The organism is Pseudomonas sp. JS3066 (assembly GCF_036328175.1).
Classification (GTDB): Bacteria; Pseudomonadota; Gammaproteobacteria; order Pseudomonadales; family Pseudomonadaceae; genus Metapseudomonas.
In genome coordinates this window covers 2310989-2324957 of the sequence record NZ_CP143312.1, presented here as the reverse complement: position 1 = coordinate 2324957, position 13969 = coordinate 2310989, and the positions used below count along the sequence as shown (strand labels likewise).

12 protein-coding genes and 1 pseudogene are annotated in these 13969 nt (G+C 63.9%); 9 read left to right on the top strand and 4 right to left on the bottom strand.

Annotated features, from left to right (window positions below; all coding sequences use genetic code 11):
- Positions 1 to 260: 260 nt before the first annotated feature.
- The gene (locus tag SA496_RS10830) at positions 261 to 1061 is read right to left on the bottom strand and encodes an aminoglycoside phosphotransferase family protein (protein ID WP_330115399.1); all 801 of its coding nucleotides are present in this window, start codon (positions 1059 to 1061) and stop codon (positions 261 to 263) included.
- 194 nt (positions 1062 to 1255) lie between these two features.
- Here SA496_RS10830 and aroQ point away from each other — a divergent pair, with 194 nt between their 5' ends.
- Together aroQ and SA496_RS10820 are read left to right on the top strand one after the other, a co-directional pair.
- Positions 1256 to 1699: a type II 3-dehydroquinate dehydratase gene (gene aroQ, locus SA496_RS10825; RefSeq protein WP_120651228.1), complete on the top strand. Its 444-nt coding sequence runs from the start codon at positions 1256 to 1258 to the stop codon at positions 1697 to 1699.
- Positions 1700 to 1704: 5 nt separating this feature from the next.
- Positions 1705 to 2562, top strand: a complete 858-nt coding sequence (locus SA496_RS10820) for a shikimate dehydrogenase (RefSeq protein WP_120651229.1) — start codon at positions 1705 to 1707, stop codon at positions 2560 to 2562.
- Positions 2563 to 2714: 152 nt separating this feature from the next.
- Here SA496_RS10820 and SA496_RS10815 read toward each other — a convergent pair whose 3' ends face one another.
- Entirely contained in the window at positions 2715 to 3485 is a 771-nt protein-coding gene (locus SA496_RS10815; protein ID WP_280358218.1) for an IclR family transcriptional regulator domain-containing protein, read from the bottom strand.
- A gap of 241 nt (positions 3486 to 3726) precedes the next feature.
- Between SA496_RS10815 and SA496_RS10810 the strand changes: the two genes are divergently transcribed.
- Genes SA496_RS10810 through SA496_RS10795 form a run of 4 tightly spaced genes read left to right on the top strand, consistent with a single transcriptional unit; the run spans position 3727 to position 8332 of the window.
- A complete protein-coding gene (locus SA496_RS10810; RefSeq protein WP_330115398.1) occupies positions 3727 to 4536 on the top strand; it encodes a shikimate dehydrogenase family protein in 810 nt (269 codons plus the stop codon).
- A 10-nt stretch (positions 4537 to 4546) separates the two neighbouring features.
- Positions 4547 to 6265 carry an FAD-binding protein gene (locus SA496_RS10805; RefSeq protein ID WP_330115397.1) on the top strand — a complete coding sequence of 573 codons (1719 nt, stop codon included), beginning with the start codon at positions 4547 to 4549 and terminating at the stop codon, positions 6263 to 6265.
- A gap of 10 nt (positions 6266 to 6275) precedes the next feature.
- Positions 6276 to 6596, top strand: coding sequence for an NIPSNAP family protein (locus tag SA496_RS10800; RefSeq protein WP_120651233.1), 321 nt, complete (start codon positions 6276 to 6278; stop codon positions 6594 to 6596).
- A gap of 5 nt (positions 6597 to 6601) precedes the next feature.
- Positions 6602 to 8332 (top strand): FAD-dependent oxidoreductase, encoded by a 1731-nt coding sequence (locus SA496_RS10795; RefSeq protein ID WP_442965077.1) that lies wholly within the window; start codon positions 6602 to 6604, stop codon positions 8330 to 8332.
- Here SA496_RS10795 and SA496_RS10790 read toward each other — a convergent pair.
- Both SA496_RS10790 and quiC read right to left on the bottom strand, forming a co-directional pair.
- Positions 8274 to 8942: a TetR/AcrR family transcriptional regulator gene (locus tag SA496_RS10790; protein ID WP_120651235.1), complete on the bottom strand. Its 669-nt coding sequence runs from the start codon at positions 8940 to 8942 to the stop codon at positions 8274 to 8276. The two genes, SA496_RS10795 and SA496_RS10790, sit on opposite strands and share 59 nt — an antisense overlap.
- A 96-nt stretch (positions 8943 to 9038) precedes the next feature.
- On the bottom strand, positions 9039 to 10949 hold the full coding sequence (quiC, locus tag SA496_RS10785; RefSeq protein ID WP_120651236.1) for a 3-dehydroshikimate dehydratase QuiC: 1911 nt from the start codon (positions 10947 to 10949) through the stop codon (positions 9039 to 9041).
- A 641-nt stretch (positions 10950 to 11590) separates the two neighbouring features.
- Here quiC and SA496_RS10780 point away from each other — a divergent pair.
- The 3 genes and pseudogenes from SA496_RS10780 (at position 11591) to SA496_RS10770 (ending at position 13932) form a co-directional block, all read left to right on the top strand.
- Complete coding sequence (locus SA496_RS10780; RefSeq protein ID WP_120651237.1) at positions 11591 to 12967, top strand: MFS transporter; 1377 nt, start codon at positions 11591 to 11593, stop codon at positions 12965 to 12967.
- Between the two features lie 93 nt (positions 12968 to 13060).
- Positions 13061 to 13657: pseudogene (locus SA496_RS10775) on the top strand (HAMP domain-containing protein); the annotation flags it as partial.
- 80 nt (positions 13658 to 13737) lie between these two features.
- Positions 13738 to 13932 carry a hypothetical protein gene (locus tag SA496_RS10770; protein WP_330115395.1) on the top strand — a complete coding sequence of 65 codons (195 nt, stop codon included), beginning with the start codon at positions 13738 to 13740 and terminating at the stop codon, positions 13930 to 13932.
- Positions 13933 to 13969 lie beyond the last annotated feature (37 nt).

Here is a 13969-nt window from a genome sequence, read left to right as displayed (position 1 = left end):
GTTTTCCACTCTGCCCCCCGGCCCGCTGCGCAAGTTGGACGATGGGTTGGACCGGCAAGCGCTGTTCCAGTCTCGACTGGAGGCCAGCCGGCGGCTCCTGGCCATCAACGCAGCCCCGTCGTACCCGGGGCGCTGCCCAGGAAATCCAGGACATGCTGGAGCGGCGCCAAGGCTAGGGATGCTGCGCATCCTTTCGCAATTGAAATCGCGCCTACAGGAGGGCGTGCTTCTTGTGGGAGATTAATTCGCGAAGTACGCGTTCAACCGCCGAGCGCCTCGACAGCCAGCCGCGCCACACGCATGTCGGACTCTGCAGATTCGGCATCGCCGTCCTCCAGAAACCAGGCTGCTGAGAGCCCCGCATAGGCCAGCACCCAGCGCAACAGCCGCTGCCGGCCCAGGCTTGACGCCTCGGCGATTACCTCGATCTGGCGAGCGAAGCGTGCAGGCTGTACGACGGTGGCCAGCTCGGGGTTGCAGATCAGGTTCGCGTAGTCGTAGCCGCGATCACCGATGACCCGCTTCGGATCGATGGCCAGCCAACCACGCTCACCGAAATCGAGCACGTTCTCGTGATGGATATCGCCGTGCAGCACAACCACATCACGCTGTGAACCCAGCAGTTCACGGGCAACGCCGGCCGCTTCGCCGAACAGCCCGCCCTGTCGCCGCGCTGCCGGCCACAGTGAGCGGAACCACTCTTCCAAAGTGACCAGCTCCGGTGCGGGAGCGGGTCTTGGCGCATGTAGTCGCGCGATGGTCGCGCAAGCAATGCGACTGGCCTCGTCGTCACAACCGCCCAGGGCCATGCGCATCAACGATCCGGGGCCGGTGGCCCGCTCCATCAACAGGGCATCGCTCTCGAGCCGATATACCCGCGCCGCGCCGTCGCCATCCCACCAGCGCATCACCTGTGCGCCGACTTTTTCTTCGCTGTCCCGCGCGACTTTCAGCATCGCCGGCAATCCATCAAAGCGCACGGGTAACAGGTCGCTGCCGGGCGTATGGATGGCCTCGCCGTCGGGAGTCAGGTTCCATTCAGTCAGGTATGGCTCGAACACGGCCTTGTGCTCCTTGCAGGTGGTCGTAAGTTCCAGCGCTTCAGGCTGGGACAAAGAGAGTAGCCGTATTCCCGTCCGATAACCGCACGAAACACGCTACGGAAAATTGACGGAATTAACTGGTTAGTACATTTTCATTTGCATCTTTCCCCGGCTCGCTGCCGGGCCAGAACAACAATGGAGATACCGCTGTAATGACCCGCACTGTCCTGGTCCTCAACGGCCCGAACCTCAACATGCTCGGTACCCGTGAGCCCGCCACCTACGGCCATGAAACCCTCGCCGACATCGCCGCCCAGTGCAGCCGCACGGCAGCCGGGCTGGGTTTCGAGGTGGACTTCCGCCAGACCAACCACGAAGGTGAACTGATCGACTGGATCCACCAGTCTCGGGGCCGTTGCGCCGGCATCGTCATCAATCCCGCTGCCTGGACCCACACCTCGGTCGCCCTGCGCGATGCCCTGGTGGCCAGCGAACTGCCGGTGATCGAGGTACACCTCTCCAACGTGCACAAGCGCGAGGAGTTCCGTCACCACTCCTTCGTTTCCGCCATCGCCGTCGGTGTGATCTGCGGTCTCGGCAGCCAGGGATACTCCCTGGCACTCCAGCACTTCGGCCAACTGTTCTCCAAGGGTTGAGCATCATGTCCCAGCACAATCAATCGGTCCTCGCCGGCCTCATCGGCGCAGGTATCCAGGCCTCCCGCACCCCAGCCATGCACGAGCATGAAGGCGACGCCCAGGGCATCCGCTACCTGTATCGCCTGATCGACCTGGATCAGCTGAAACTGGACATCAGCGCCCTCCCCGACCTGCTCGATGCCGCCCAGCGCATGGGCTACACCGGCCTGAACATTACCTTCCCCTGCAAACAGGCGATCATCCCCCTGCTGGATGAGCTCTCTCCCGAGGCCGCGGGTATCGGCGCGGTGAACACCGTGGTCCTGAAGGATGGCAAGCGTGTCGGCCACAACACCGACTGCCTGGGATTCGGCGAAGGTTTCCGCCGTGGCCTGCCGGATGTGGCGCGCCGCCAAGTGGTGCAGATGGGCGCGGGTGGTGCGGGTTCCGCGGTGGCTCATGCCCTGCTTGCCGAAGGTGTCGAACGCCTGACCCTGTTCGAGGTGGACGTCGTCCGTGGCCAGGCCCTGGTCGACAGCCTCAACCAGCATTTCGGCGCCGGCCGCGCGGCCCTCGGCACGGACCTGGCCAATGCCATGGCCGAGGCAGACGGCCTGGTCAACACCACCCCCATCGGCATGGCCAAGCTGCCGGGCACCCCGGTTCCGGCAGAACTGCTGCGCCCCGAGCTGTGGGTAGCGGAGATCATCTATTTCCCGCTGGAAACCGAATTGCTGCGCGATGCCCGCGCCATCGGTTGCCGCACCCTGGATGGCGGCACCATGGCGGTATTCCAGGCCGTAAAAGCCTTCGAGCTGATTAGCGGCCGTGGCGCGGATGCCGACCGGATGATGGCGCACTTCGCCAGCATGAACGCCTGATCCATCCTCCTGTAGGGTGCGCACGGTGCACCCTACGAACTCAACCCTCCACCGCCCTGGTGGTGGGCGTGAACAGCGATATCCATGTCGTCTGTTCTCTGTGGGAGCGAATTCATTCGCGAATGAACTCGCCCCCACAACGCCCGTAATCTTCAATCCAGCACTGGCTTCAGCAGTGCCTGCGCCTCGTACAGAGGTGTCAGATATCGCTGGCGCATCTCGTCGCCACTCATGCGTGACGCGTGGGTGGTAATGGTGAGGCTGGCCTTCAGCTCACCCTTGCGATTGGTCAGCGGCACCCCCAGCACGCACATACCCGCCTCGTACTCCTGGTCCACCACGGCGTAGCCCTGGGCAGCGACTTTGCTCAGCTCCGCCTTGAGCTCGTCCATACCGGTGCGGGTGAAGGGCGTCAGTTGGCGCAGCGCGACTCGTGCGAAGTACGCCTCCAGTTCCCCTGCAGAAAACGATGCCAGCCAGATACGCCCGCTTGCCGTGCAGTACATGGGCATGCGCGATCCGGGACGAATCGACAGGGAGGCGATGTGGCTGTACCGGCTCCGGACGATATGCACGATATCGTCGCCATCGCGCAGCCCCACGGAAACGTGCTCCTGAGTAGTCCGTGCCACCTGTTCGACGATAGGCCGCAGCATGCGCGGCAGCTGCGCTGAATCCACATAGGCCTGGCCTATGCGCAGGGCCTTGGCGGTCAACCAATAATGGCGACCATCGGTTTCGGCGAAGCCGTCATGCACCAGAGTCAGCAGGAAACGCCGCGCGGCGCTGGAAGTCAGCCCGGACATTGCCGCCGCTTCCGGCACACTGAGACGCGGATGATCGGCACTGAACAGCTGCATCAGCGCCAGGCCCTTCTGCAGCCCGGCGATCAGGTCCCGCTGGTGTATGACCGGCACCTTCATGCCCACTCTCCTGTCCGCTTGATATGCCTTTGCGCAGGGTGCGCCGTGCGCACCGTAACCCCGCTTGGAAGCTGCAGTGCGCGCAGCGCACCCTGCAAGGAAACCAGTCAGCTGATTTCGCCTGTCGGCGCGATTATCGCAGCGTCACTGCGATAAACAACCGAAACGCCCTTCTGTTTCATTGGCCGCTCCCTGGGCGCTGGCAATACTGCCGGCACAACAACAAGCCCAGGAGATCAGCATGATTCGTGGTTCGACCGAACTGGTGGCCATCATCGGCAGCCCCATCGCTCAAGTGAAATCGCCGGAAAACTTCAACGCCTGGTTCACCGAGAACGACCAGGACCTGGCGATGATCGCCGTAGATATGACGGAGCAGAACCTGGCCGCTTTCATCCAGTCCCTGCGTGGCTGGAAGAACCTGCGAGGTTGCGTCGTCACCGTGCCTTATAAACAGGTCCTGGCCAGTCAACTCGACCAGCTCAGCCCTCGTGCGGCTGCCCTGGGCTCGGTAAACGTGATCCGTCGCGAAGCCGATGGGCGCCTGCTGGGCGACAACGTCGATGGCGAAGGCTTTCTCAAGGCCGCTCGCGCCCACGGTTTCCAGCCAGCCGGGCAACGCGTTCTGGTAGTGGGCTCCGGTGGTGTCGGCGCCGCCATCGCCTACTCGTTGTGCGAAGGAAGCGTGCGCCAACTGGTGATCGCCGACCTCGACCAACCCCGCGCTGAGGCGCTGGCAAAGCACTTGCGCGATGCGTTTCCGCAAATCGTGATCGGCAACCGCTACGACAGCCTTGAAGCCTTCGACCTGGTGGCCAATGCCACGCCCGTGGGCATGGGCGGCACCGGCGAAATGCCCCTGCCCGGCATGTTGCTGGAAACCCTATCCCCTACCGCCCTGGTGGCGGATGTGGTGACCAGCCCGGTGGTTACACCGCTGCTGGAGCTGGCCCGCAGGCTCGGCTGCCGAATCCAGACCGGCCCGGAAATGGCGCGCGCGCAAATGGGCAACCTGGGCGCGCACATGGGCGTGATGCCCCAGGACGCCTGAGGAGACCGCCATGAACACTGCCGTGAAAACTCCTCCCGCCGAGAATCTGGCGGGCACCTGGGACCTGGTGGTGCTGGGCAGCGGCGCAGCTGCCTTTGCAGCGGCAACGACTGCAGCCTGCAAGGGACTCAGCGTGCTGATGCTGGAAAAGACGCCCCAGTACGGCGGCACCTCGGCCATTTCCGGTGGCGCCGTATGGATCTTCGACAGCGACCAGGCCCGCGCTGCGGGAGTGCAAGACAGCGCCGCGGCCATTCGGGCCTACCTGAAGCAGACCATCGGAAGCGGCTATCGGCCGGAACTGGTGGACGCCTTCATCAGCCACGGCCGCGAAGCACTGCGTTTTCTTGAGCACAACACCGAACTGGCCTACGTCCTGCGCCCCTTCTCGCCGGACTACTACCCGCTGGAAGATGGCGCTACGGACCGTGGACGCGCCCTGGAAATGGTGGAGTACGACGGCCGCCGCCTGGGAGCGCACTTCAAGGACCTGCGTCGCCCGCCGGAAGGCATGTTGCTGTTCGGTGGCATGATGGTGAACCGCATCGATATCCAGCACTTCCTCAGTTTCCGCCGTTCGCCCCGATCCCTCTGGCATTGCCTGAAGTTGCTGGCCCGCTACGGCCTGGACCGACTCGGTCATGACCGTGGCACCCGCTTGACCGTAGGCAACGCGATGATCGCGCGGCTGGCCACCACGGCCTTCGAAAAGAGCGTGGAGCTCTGGCTGCGAAGCAGCGCCGAGTCGCTGGTGATCGAATCAGGCCGGGTGGTTGGCGTTCGTCTGCTCAAGGATGGCCGTCCGGTCGAAGTACGCTCCCGAGGCGGCGTGGTCTGCGCCATGGGAGGCTTCGCAGCCGGTGAACTGGCCGCCCGCTTTCGCCCGGCAACCGGCACCGAGCACCTGAGCATGTCCCCAGCCGGCAACGACGGCGCGGCGCTTCGTCTGGGAGAACAGGTGAATGCCGCTACCGGCGCGGACATGGCCTCCAGCTTCTTCTGGGCACCGGTATCGCGGTTGCGCCGGCCGCACGGTGAGCTGGAGCGGTTCCCACACCTGGTCACCGACCGCGCCAAGCCCGGGATCATCGCGGTGAACGACAAGGGGCAGCGCTTCACCAACGAAGCGGACTCCTACCACAGCTTCGTCCAGGCCATGCACCAGGAAGGCCTGGCGACCTGCTGGCTGATCTGCGATTCACAGGCCATGAGCCGCTACGGCATGGGCCTGGCCCGACCGAGTCCGGTGAACAACGGCGCCCTGGAAAAAGCCGGCTACCTGTTCCGGGCCGACTCGCCTGAAGCCCTTGCCCGCTCAATCGGCGTCGACCCGCAGGGCTTGGCTGCGACACTCGCGCGGTACAACGAGGACGCCTGCACCGGCCAGGATCGTCAGTTCGGCAAGGGTGCCAGCAGCTACAACCAGTCCCTCGGCGACCCGCACCACGCGCCCAACCCCTGCCTGGCGCCGCTGACCCGCGCGCCCTGGTACGCCGTGCGCGTGCATACCGGCGACCTCGGTTCGGCGCGCGGTCTGGTCACCGACGCCAACGCCAATGTGCTGAACCATCAGGGCAACCCCATCGCGGGCCTCTACGCCGCCGGTAACGACATGAACTCGATCATGGACGGCACCTACCCGGGCCCCGGCATCACCCTCGGCCCGGGCCTGACCTTCGGCTACCTCGCCGCCCGCCATATCGCCGAACACCTGAAATCCACAGTCTGAGGACAACGCCATGTACTACGAACTGCGTACCTACACCATCAAACCCACCAAGCTGGCCGACTGGCTGGCGCTCTACCGCAGCCATTGCCTGGAACTGCAGACCGAGCATCTGGGCAAATTGGTCGGCTTCTTCACCACCGAGTTCGGCGAAGCCAACCAGGTGGTGCACATCTGGGCCTACGAGAGCCTGGACGAGCGTATCGAGCGCCGGGCGAAGATGGCCGCCGACCCGCGCTGGGCCGAGTTCGGCAGACTGAACAAGGAGCTGGATGCCGTGGTGCATCTGGACTCGCGCCTGATGCGCCCCACCGGTTTTTCGCCGCTGCAATGAACGCCATGACCGAACGCCACTGCGATGTGCTGGTGATCGGCTCCGGCGCCTCGGGACTCGCGGCGGCGGTTACCGCCGCCCATCATGGACTGGACGTGCTGGTGGCAGAGAAGACCCACCAGTTTGGGGGCACCAGCGCCTGGTCCGGGGGCTGGTTGTGGATTCCATGCAACCCATTGGCCAAGGCAGAAGGCGCGGACGACAGCGCGCAGGCCGTCGAAAGCTACCTGCGTGCGGAACTGGGCAGCGAAGAACTGGACGAACGCCAGCTGGCATTTCTCCAGCACGGCCCGGAGATGGTCGAGTTCTTCCAACGCAGTACCCAGGTCCAGTTCTATTCCGGCAGCCGCATGCCGGACATGCACGATTCCCCCGGCGCGGTGCGCGGTGGCCGCTCCCTCTGCGCCCTGCCCTATGACGGTCGCCTACTGGGCCCGTGGCTGGATGCACTGCGTCCACCACTGGACCTGATCAGCCCGGGCGGCATGGGCATCGCGGGCGGCGCGGACCTTGCGCACTTCCTCAACGCCGGCCGCTCTCCGCGTTCCGCCCTCTATGTCGCCGGTCGGCTATTCCGGCATTGGCGCGATTGCCTGCTGCACGGCCGGGGGCTGCATCTGGTCAATGGCAACGCCCTGGTGGCGCGCCTGCTACGCAGCGCCCTCGACCTGGGCGTCCACCTGGAAACAGGGGCTGCCGCCATGCGCCTGCTGTGGGCTGGGCAACGGGTCGCTGGAGCGGAGCTGGAACTGGAGGGGCGCCGGGTGAACGTGATGGCGCGTCGAGGCGTGGTACTGGCGTGCGGTGGTTTTCCTCACGACCGCCAGCGTATCGGCCGGCTGTTTGGCCACGAGCACCTGTCCGCCGCACCGGCAACCAATACCGGCGATGGCCTGCGTCTGGGTGAAAGCATGGGTGCCCGGGCCACAGACCAACTGGCCAGCCCGGCTGCCTGGACGCCAGTGTCGCGTGTACCACGCAAGGACGGCAGCATCAGTGGCTTCCCGCACCTGATGGAGCGGGCCAAACCGGGCTTCATCGCCGTTCGCAATGATGGCCGGCGCTTCACCAACGAAGCCGACTCCTACCACGACTTCATGAACACTTTGTTCCGCGCAACGCCAGCCGGAGAAGAACCTGCGGCATGGTTGATTTGCGACCAGCGCGCGCAGCGCCGTTACGGTATCGGCTGCGCTCGGCCTTTCCCCTTCCCCATCGGCCACCATGTGCGCAGCGGCTACCTGAAGAAGGCCGCCAGCCTCATCGAACTGGCGAAGCTCTGCGGCATCGACGGGGAACAACTGCAAGCGACGGTGGCAGCATTCAATGCCAACGCCGCTCACGGGGTGGACCCGGAATTCCAACGCGGCGCCTCCGCCTACAACCAGGCCCAGGGTGAACCGCTGCATGGGCCCAACCCATCATTGGGCGCGCTGGAGAAAGGTCCGTTCCATGCCGTGAAGCTGGTGCCCGGTAGTCTCGGCACCTTCGCCGGCCTGCTCACCGATGCCTCGGCGCGGGCGCTGGACGACCAGGGATCGATCATCCCCGGTCTCTATGCGGTGGGTAACGACATGGCAAGCGTGATGGGCGGGCATTATCCCAGCGGTGGAATCACCCTGGGGCCGGGAATGACCTTCGGCTACCTGGCGGGACTTTCCCTCGCGGGAGAGCCGGTCACGCCTGCAGGTAGCGCAGAACCGACTCGCAGATCATCTCCTTGTGCCGCGCCTTGACCTCGTCGTCCGCCAGCTCGATCTGGAATATCTGGCCGAAGGTGTTGCGGTTGGAGACCCGGTAGAAGCAGAAGGAACTGATCAGCAGATGCAGGTCCAGGGGCTGGATGCCAGGACGGAACAGCCCTTCGGCCTGGCCGCGCTGAAGGATTTCACCCATGGCGTCGAGGATGTTGGTGCTCATGGAGCGAATGGCGTTGGACTGTTTGACGTACTCGCCGTAGTGGATGTTCTCGATGGAAACGATGCGGACGAAATCGACATTGCGGTCGTGGTGGTCGAAGGTGAACTCCACCAGCCGGCGGATAGCCTCGCGCGGTTCGAGCTCGGCCAGGTGAAGCTTGCCTTCAGTGCGACGGATGTCGCCGTAGAGCTTCTCCAGTACCTCGACATAGAGCTGCTCCTTGCTGCCGAAGTAGTAGTAGATCATCCGTTTGGAGGTGTGCATGCGCTCGGCAATGGCGTCGACCCGAGCGCCGGAAAGGCCCTGTTGGACGAACTCGGCGATGGCCGCCTGGAGGATGTTCTCGCGGGTTTTCTCCGGGTTGTTCTTGCGCCCTTTGCGAGGGGCCTCTACGGGCAGTTCTGGGAGTTCGGCAGTTGTTGTCATCTTGGGCTCACGGCCAGCGGAAACTGGGTGGATTATGGGCTTGGCAGCTGCCGTAAGGAAGCCTGGTGCCTAGCTCGCACCAGGCTTGCGTGCGGTCTACAGCTTGGCCTTGGCGATGGCACCGCTGCGCGCCTTGGCCATCGCTGCCAGACGCACCGCAACGTTGGCCGCGCCGTAGCCGGCGTAGCCGTTCTTGCGCTGCAGGATCTCGAAGAAGAAACGCCCCTCGAACGGCTCGGTATAGACGTGGAACAACTCGCCACCCTGGGCATCACGGTCGTAGAGCACGTTGTAGTAGGCCAGTTCGCTGAGGAACTCGTCGTCGAAATCGAAACGCGCCGCCAGGTCGTCGTAGTAGTTCAGCGGGATGTCCAGCAGCGGCACCCCGGCATCCTTGGCACGGCTCACCTCGGCGAAGATGTCCTCGCAAGAGAAGGCGATGTGGTGGGCGCCCGAGCCGCCGTAGCTGGACAACGCGTGGGAGATCGCGGTGTTGCGGTTTTCCGAAATGTTCAGCGGCAGGCGCACACTGCTGCAGCGACTGCGGATGGCGCGGCTTTTCACCAGACCGTAGGGGTCCGGAAGCACCACTTCGTCGTCGGCTTCGAAGTCCAGCACGCTCTTGTAGAACAGTACCCAGCTGTCCAGGCCGTCGGCCGGCAGCGCCAGGGCCATATGGTCGATACGGTCGAGTTGGCCGGTCTGGCTGGCGCCCGCGTCGAGGACGAAGTCGCTGTCATAGATGGTCTGGCCGGCCTGGGCCTGTTCCACCAGGTAGATCAGGCTGCCGTCCGGCGCGCGCACGGCCGGAATCTCGCGCTCGTTCGGCCCTACCAGGCCACGGAATGGCTGCCCCTTGAACTCGCGGGCGCGTTCCAGCGCACTGCCGCTGTCCTTCACTCGCAGGGCAGTGGCGCACAACGATGGGCCGTGGGCCTCGAAGTAGCCGTGGGCAAAGGAATAGGGTTCGGCATTGAGCACGATGTTGATGTCGCCCTGGCGCAACAGGCTCACGGCCTTGGAGCGATGCTTGCCAGCGCGGGCAAAGCCCAGGCGCTCCAGCCAGTTGGCAAGCTTGGCGCCCTGGGACTCGTCAACGGCGAATTCGAGAAACTCCACGCCGTCGTAGCGGCTGGCCGGCGGCGGCGAGAAGAGGACATCCAGATTGGCGGCTGGAGTCGGATCCTTGGCCAGCAGCTTGCGGGTCTTCTCTTCGAGATAAAGCAGGGAGCGCAGGCCATCGGCGGCATTGGCGCGCGGCGGCGCGGCGCGGAAGCCGTCGTTGAAGATTTCCAGCGACAGTGGGCCGGTGTAGCCGCTGCGAATGATGGGGGCGAGGAATCCCGCCAGGTCGAACTCGCCCTGGCCGGGGAAGCAGCGGAAGTGTCGGCTCCACTCCAGCACGTCCATGGCCAGCTGCGGTGCGTCAGCCATCTGCACGAAGAAGATCTTGTCGCCTGGAATTTCGGCGATACCACTCGGGTCGCCCTTGATCGACAGGGTGTGGAAGCTGTCCAGCAGCACGCCGAGGGCCGGATGATCAGCCTGGCGCACCAGGCTCCAGACTTGCTGCCAGCTGTTCACATGGCGGCCCCAGGCCAGTGCCTCGTAGCCGATACGCAGATTGCGTGCGCCGGCACGTTCAGCCAGCAGGCGCAGATCGTCGACGAGGATTTCCTCATCGGGCAGGGAGTCGGCCTGGACGTTGCTGCACACAAGCACCAGGTCAGTACCCAGCTCCTGCATCAGGTCGAACTTGCGTTCGGCACGGTCGAGGTTTTTCTGCAGACGGTCGCGGCGACAACCTTCGAAATCACGGAACGGCTGGAACAGGGTGATGGCGATGCCGAGATCAGCGCACATCTGGCGGATTTCGCGCGGGCTGCCGGCGTAGTACAGGAGGTCGTTTTCGAAGATCTCGACGCCGTCGAAACCGGCGGCGGCAATGGCCTCGAGTTTTTCCGGCAGGGTACCGCTCAGGGAGACGGTGGCAATGGAACGCTGCATGCTTCAGCTCCTTGTGGGTGGGCGCCGCAGTTAGCTGTACGAGCCAATTCATTCGCCAAGCAGGCCGGAGACCTGCCGCCGGTACCTGGGGTCGATTCGCGACCCTTTGGTGAATGAATTCGCCCCTACAAGGAAATGCAAAAACCCTTGTTTTCGTAGCTGGATTGATTATTCGCGCGTAAAGTCAGCCCAGCAATTCAATATGTACGAACCAGTTAGTTTTGTGTTCGATCATCGAACAAAAGGCCGGTTATCGAATTGACGCTTTTTCGATCACTGCGCAACATGAACCCCATGTTGCAGGCAACCCACCGGGTGGCATCACTGCCAGCCCAGCCACCCGGAAGACCCTGCGATTGCAACCAGGCACTACGACATAACAATTTCAAGAAACGGGTAACAGCTCATGCTTACTACCAGCTACCTGATCGAAATCCCCTCCTCCAGCCGGCTTGCCACGGCATCCAGATCGAGTGCGACATCCACGTCGCCACTCTGAACTGACTCCCTGACAGAACTCGGACGGCGATAACCGGCCCGCTCCCGACGAGCACCGAAACGCCTGCGTGCACGCGTTCCAGCCTGGCCCCGAGCCATAGGAACGTGAGTCCGGCTACCTAACAAAAACAACGGAGACATCGATGGCTACCACCTCCAGCTCCCAAGCCAAGAAAGCAACCGCCAGCGGATGGATAGGCTCCGCCCTGGAGTATTACGACTTCTTCATCTATGCCCAGGCGGCGGCACTGATCTTCCCCCAGATATTCTTCCCCAACACCGATCCGAAAATGGCCATCATCGCCTCGCTGGCCACCTACGGCGTCGGCTACCTGGCCCGTCCGGTAGGCGCCTTCGTGCTGGGGCACTGGGGTGACACCCGCGGCCGAAAGAACGTACTGCTGCTGTGCATGTTCCTGATGGGTATTTCCACCATGGCCGTCGGCCTGCTACCGACCTACCACGACATCGGCATGCTCGCGCCGGTGCTGCTGGTGGTGCTGCGCCTGATCCAGGGCTTCGCGGTGGCCGGTGAGATTTCCGGCGCCAGTTCGATGATCCTCGAACATGCGCCATTCGGACGACGCGGCTATTTCGCCAGCTTCACCCTGCAGGGCGTCCAGGCCGGCCAGGTGATGGCTGCCGCCGTATTCCTCCCGCTGGCCTACTTCATGCCGAGCGAAGCCTTCAACGAGTGGGGCTGGCGGATTCCGTTCCTGCTGAGCGCTTTCGTCCTGGTGGCCGGCTTCATCATCCGTCGCGAAGTCCACGAGACCCCGGCCTTCGTCAATGAAGAGAACCAGCAGAAAGTCGCCAAGTCGCCGGTTACCGAAGCCTTCCGCCACAGCTGGAAGTGCATGGTGCTGGTGATGTTCATGGCCCTGATGAACGTGATCCCGGTCGTGGCCACCATCTTCGGTGCGGCCTATGCGGTGCAGCCGGCCTATGGCATCGGCTTCGACAAGAGCGTCTACCTGTGGATTCCGGTGGTGGGCAACATCGTCGCCGTGCTGGTGATTCCCTTCGTTGGCAACCTTTCCGACAAGATCGGCCGTCGCCCGACCATGATCGCCGGCTGCCTGGGCTCGGGTGCGCTTGCCTTCGTCTACCTCTACGCCATCAGCATCCAGAGCGTGCCCCTGGCCTTCGCCACCTCGATCCTGATGTGGGGCATGGTCTACCAGGGCTACAACGCCGTGTTCCCGAGCTTCTTCCCTGAGCTGTTCCAGACCCGCTACCGCGTGTCGGCCATGGCCATCGCCCAGAACATCGGCACCATGCTCACCGCCATGCTCCCGGCCCTGTTCGCCGCCGTCGCCCCGCCCGGCTCGGACAACATTCCGGTAGTGGTTGGCACCCTCGCCTTCCTCATCACCTGCGTGTGCGCCCTGGCCGCCTACGTGGCACCGGAAACCCATCGCCTGGCCATGGAAGACCTCGGCAACCCGGATGCCAAGCCGATGGACAAGCGGCAATACGAGTCCAGCCGCGAAAGCAGCATGCGTGCCGTCAGCCACTGATAGCGCCAATCGCCAACACAATGAAGGCCCCTTTCGGGGCCTTCGTTCTTTCTACCGGCCCGATTCCGAAGGCTCATGACAATGGAGATGAGCATGGCATTCCTTCGCCTCAGCATCGCCCGCCGCGCACTGCTCAGCTTCGGTCTGATCGCCTTGCTGGTGCTTCTGCAGGGCCTGTTCGCCCTGCAGAAGGTCGCGCAGGTTCGCGCCACCGGCCAGCACACCGAGAATGTTTCGCTGCCACAGTGGCCGAGTACCGACAGGTACTGGATCAATACGAGCAACTCTCCGCCGCCAACCGCACCGACGATATAGGGTTGCTGCTCAACGGCCGGATACAGGCACTCACCACCCGTACAGGTGATCAATTCGCAGAACTAGCGCATTGCCGAGGGAGACCTCAGTCGCACGGTGCCGATCCGTAACCAGGACGAAACCCGTCGCCTGTTGGCCGCCCTGGCGGGCATGCAGCAGGGGCTGCGCGACACGCTCGAGCTGATCGCCGGTTAATCGCGCCAGTTGGCCAGCGCCGCAGAGCGGATGAGCCACGGCACCGAGAAAAACACAGGCCGCCAGTTGCAGCAGCACGACGAAATCCAGCTGGCCGCCACCACCGTTACCGAAATGACGACCGCCGTCGAGGAAGTAGCGCGCAACGCGGTATCCACTTCCGACGCCACCCGCGAATCGGCCTCCGATCTCGCGCTACCGGCCCAGCCTGCGCAGCTACCCGAAGCAGTTGCCGGATATCGACTACGACCGGCGACCGAGTGCTCAAGGTTGGACGCGTCGGCCAGGTCTGCTTGCAGGGCCGCAGCCTGTTTGTCGGGGGTGGATTGGCGGGCGAGCGGGTGGCCCTCCGCCCGACGGCGACGGCGACGGCGACGGCGACGGATGGCGTGTTCAAGGTGGTACTCATCCACAAGATCGTGCGCAAGATTGATCTCAGGCAGCGTATGCCATGACCATACAGCCGTTACCCATGTCTCCCGGCTGAACACA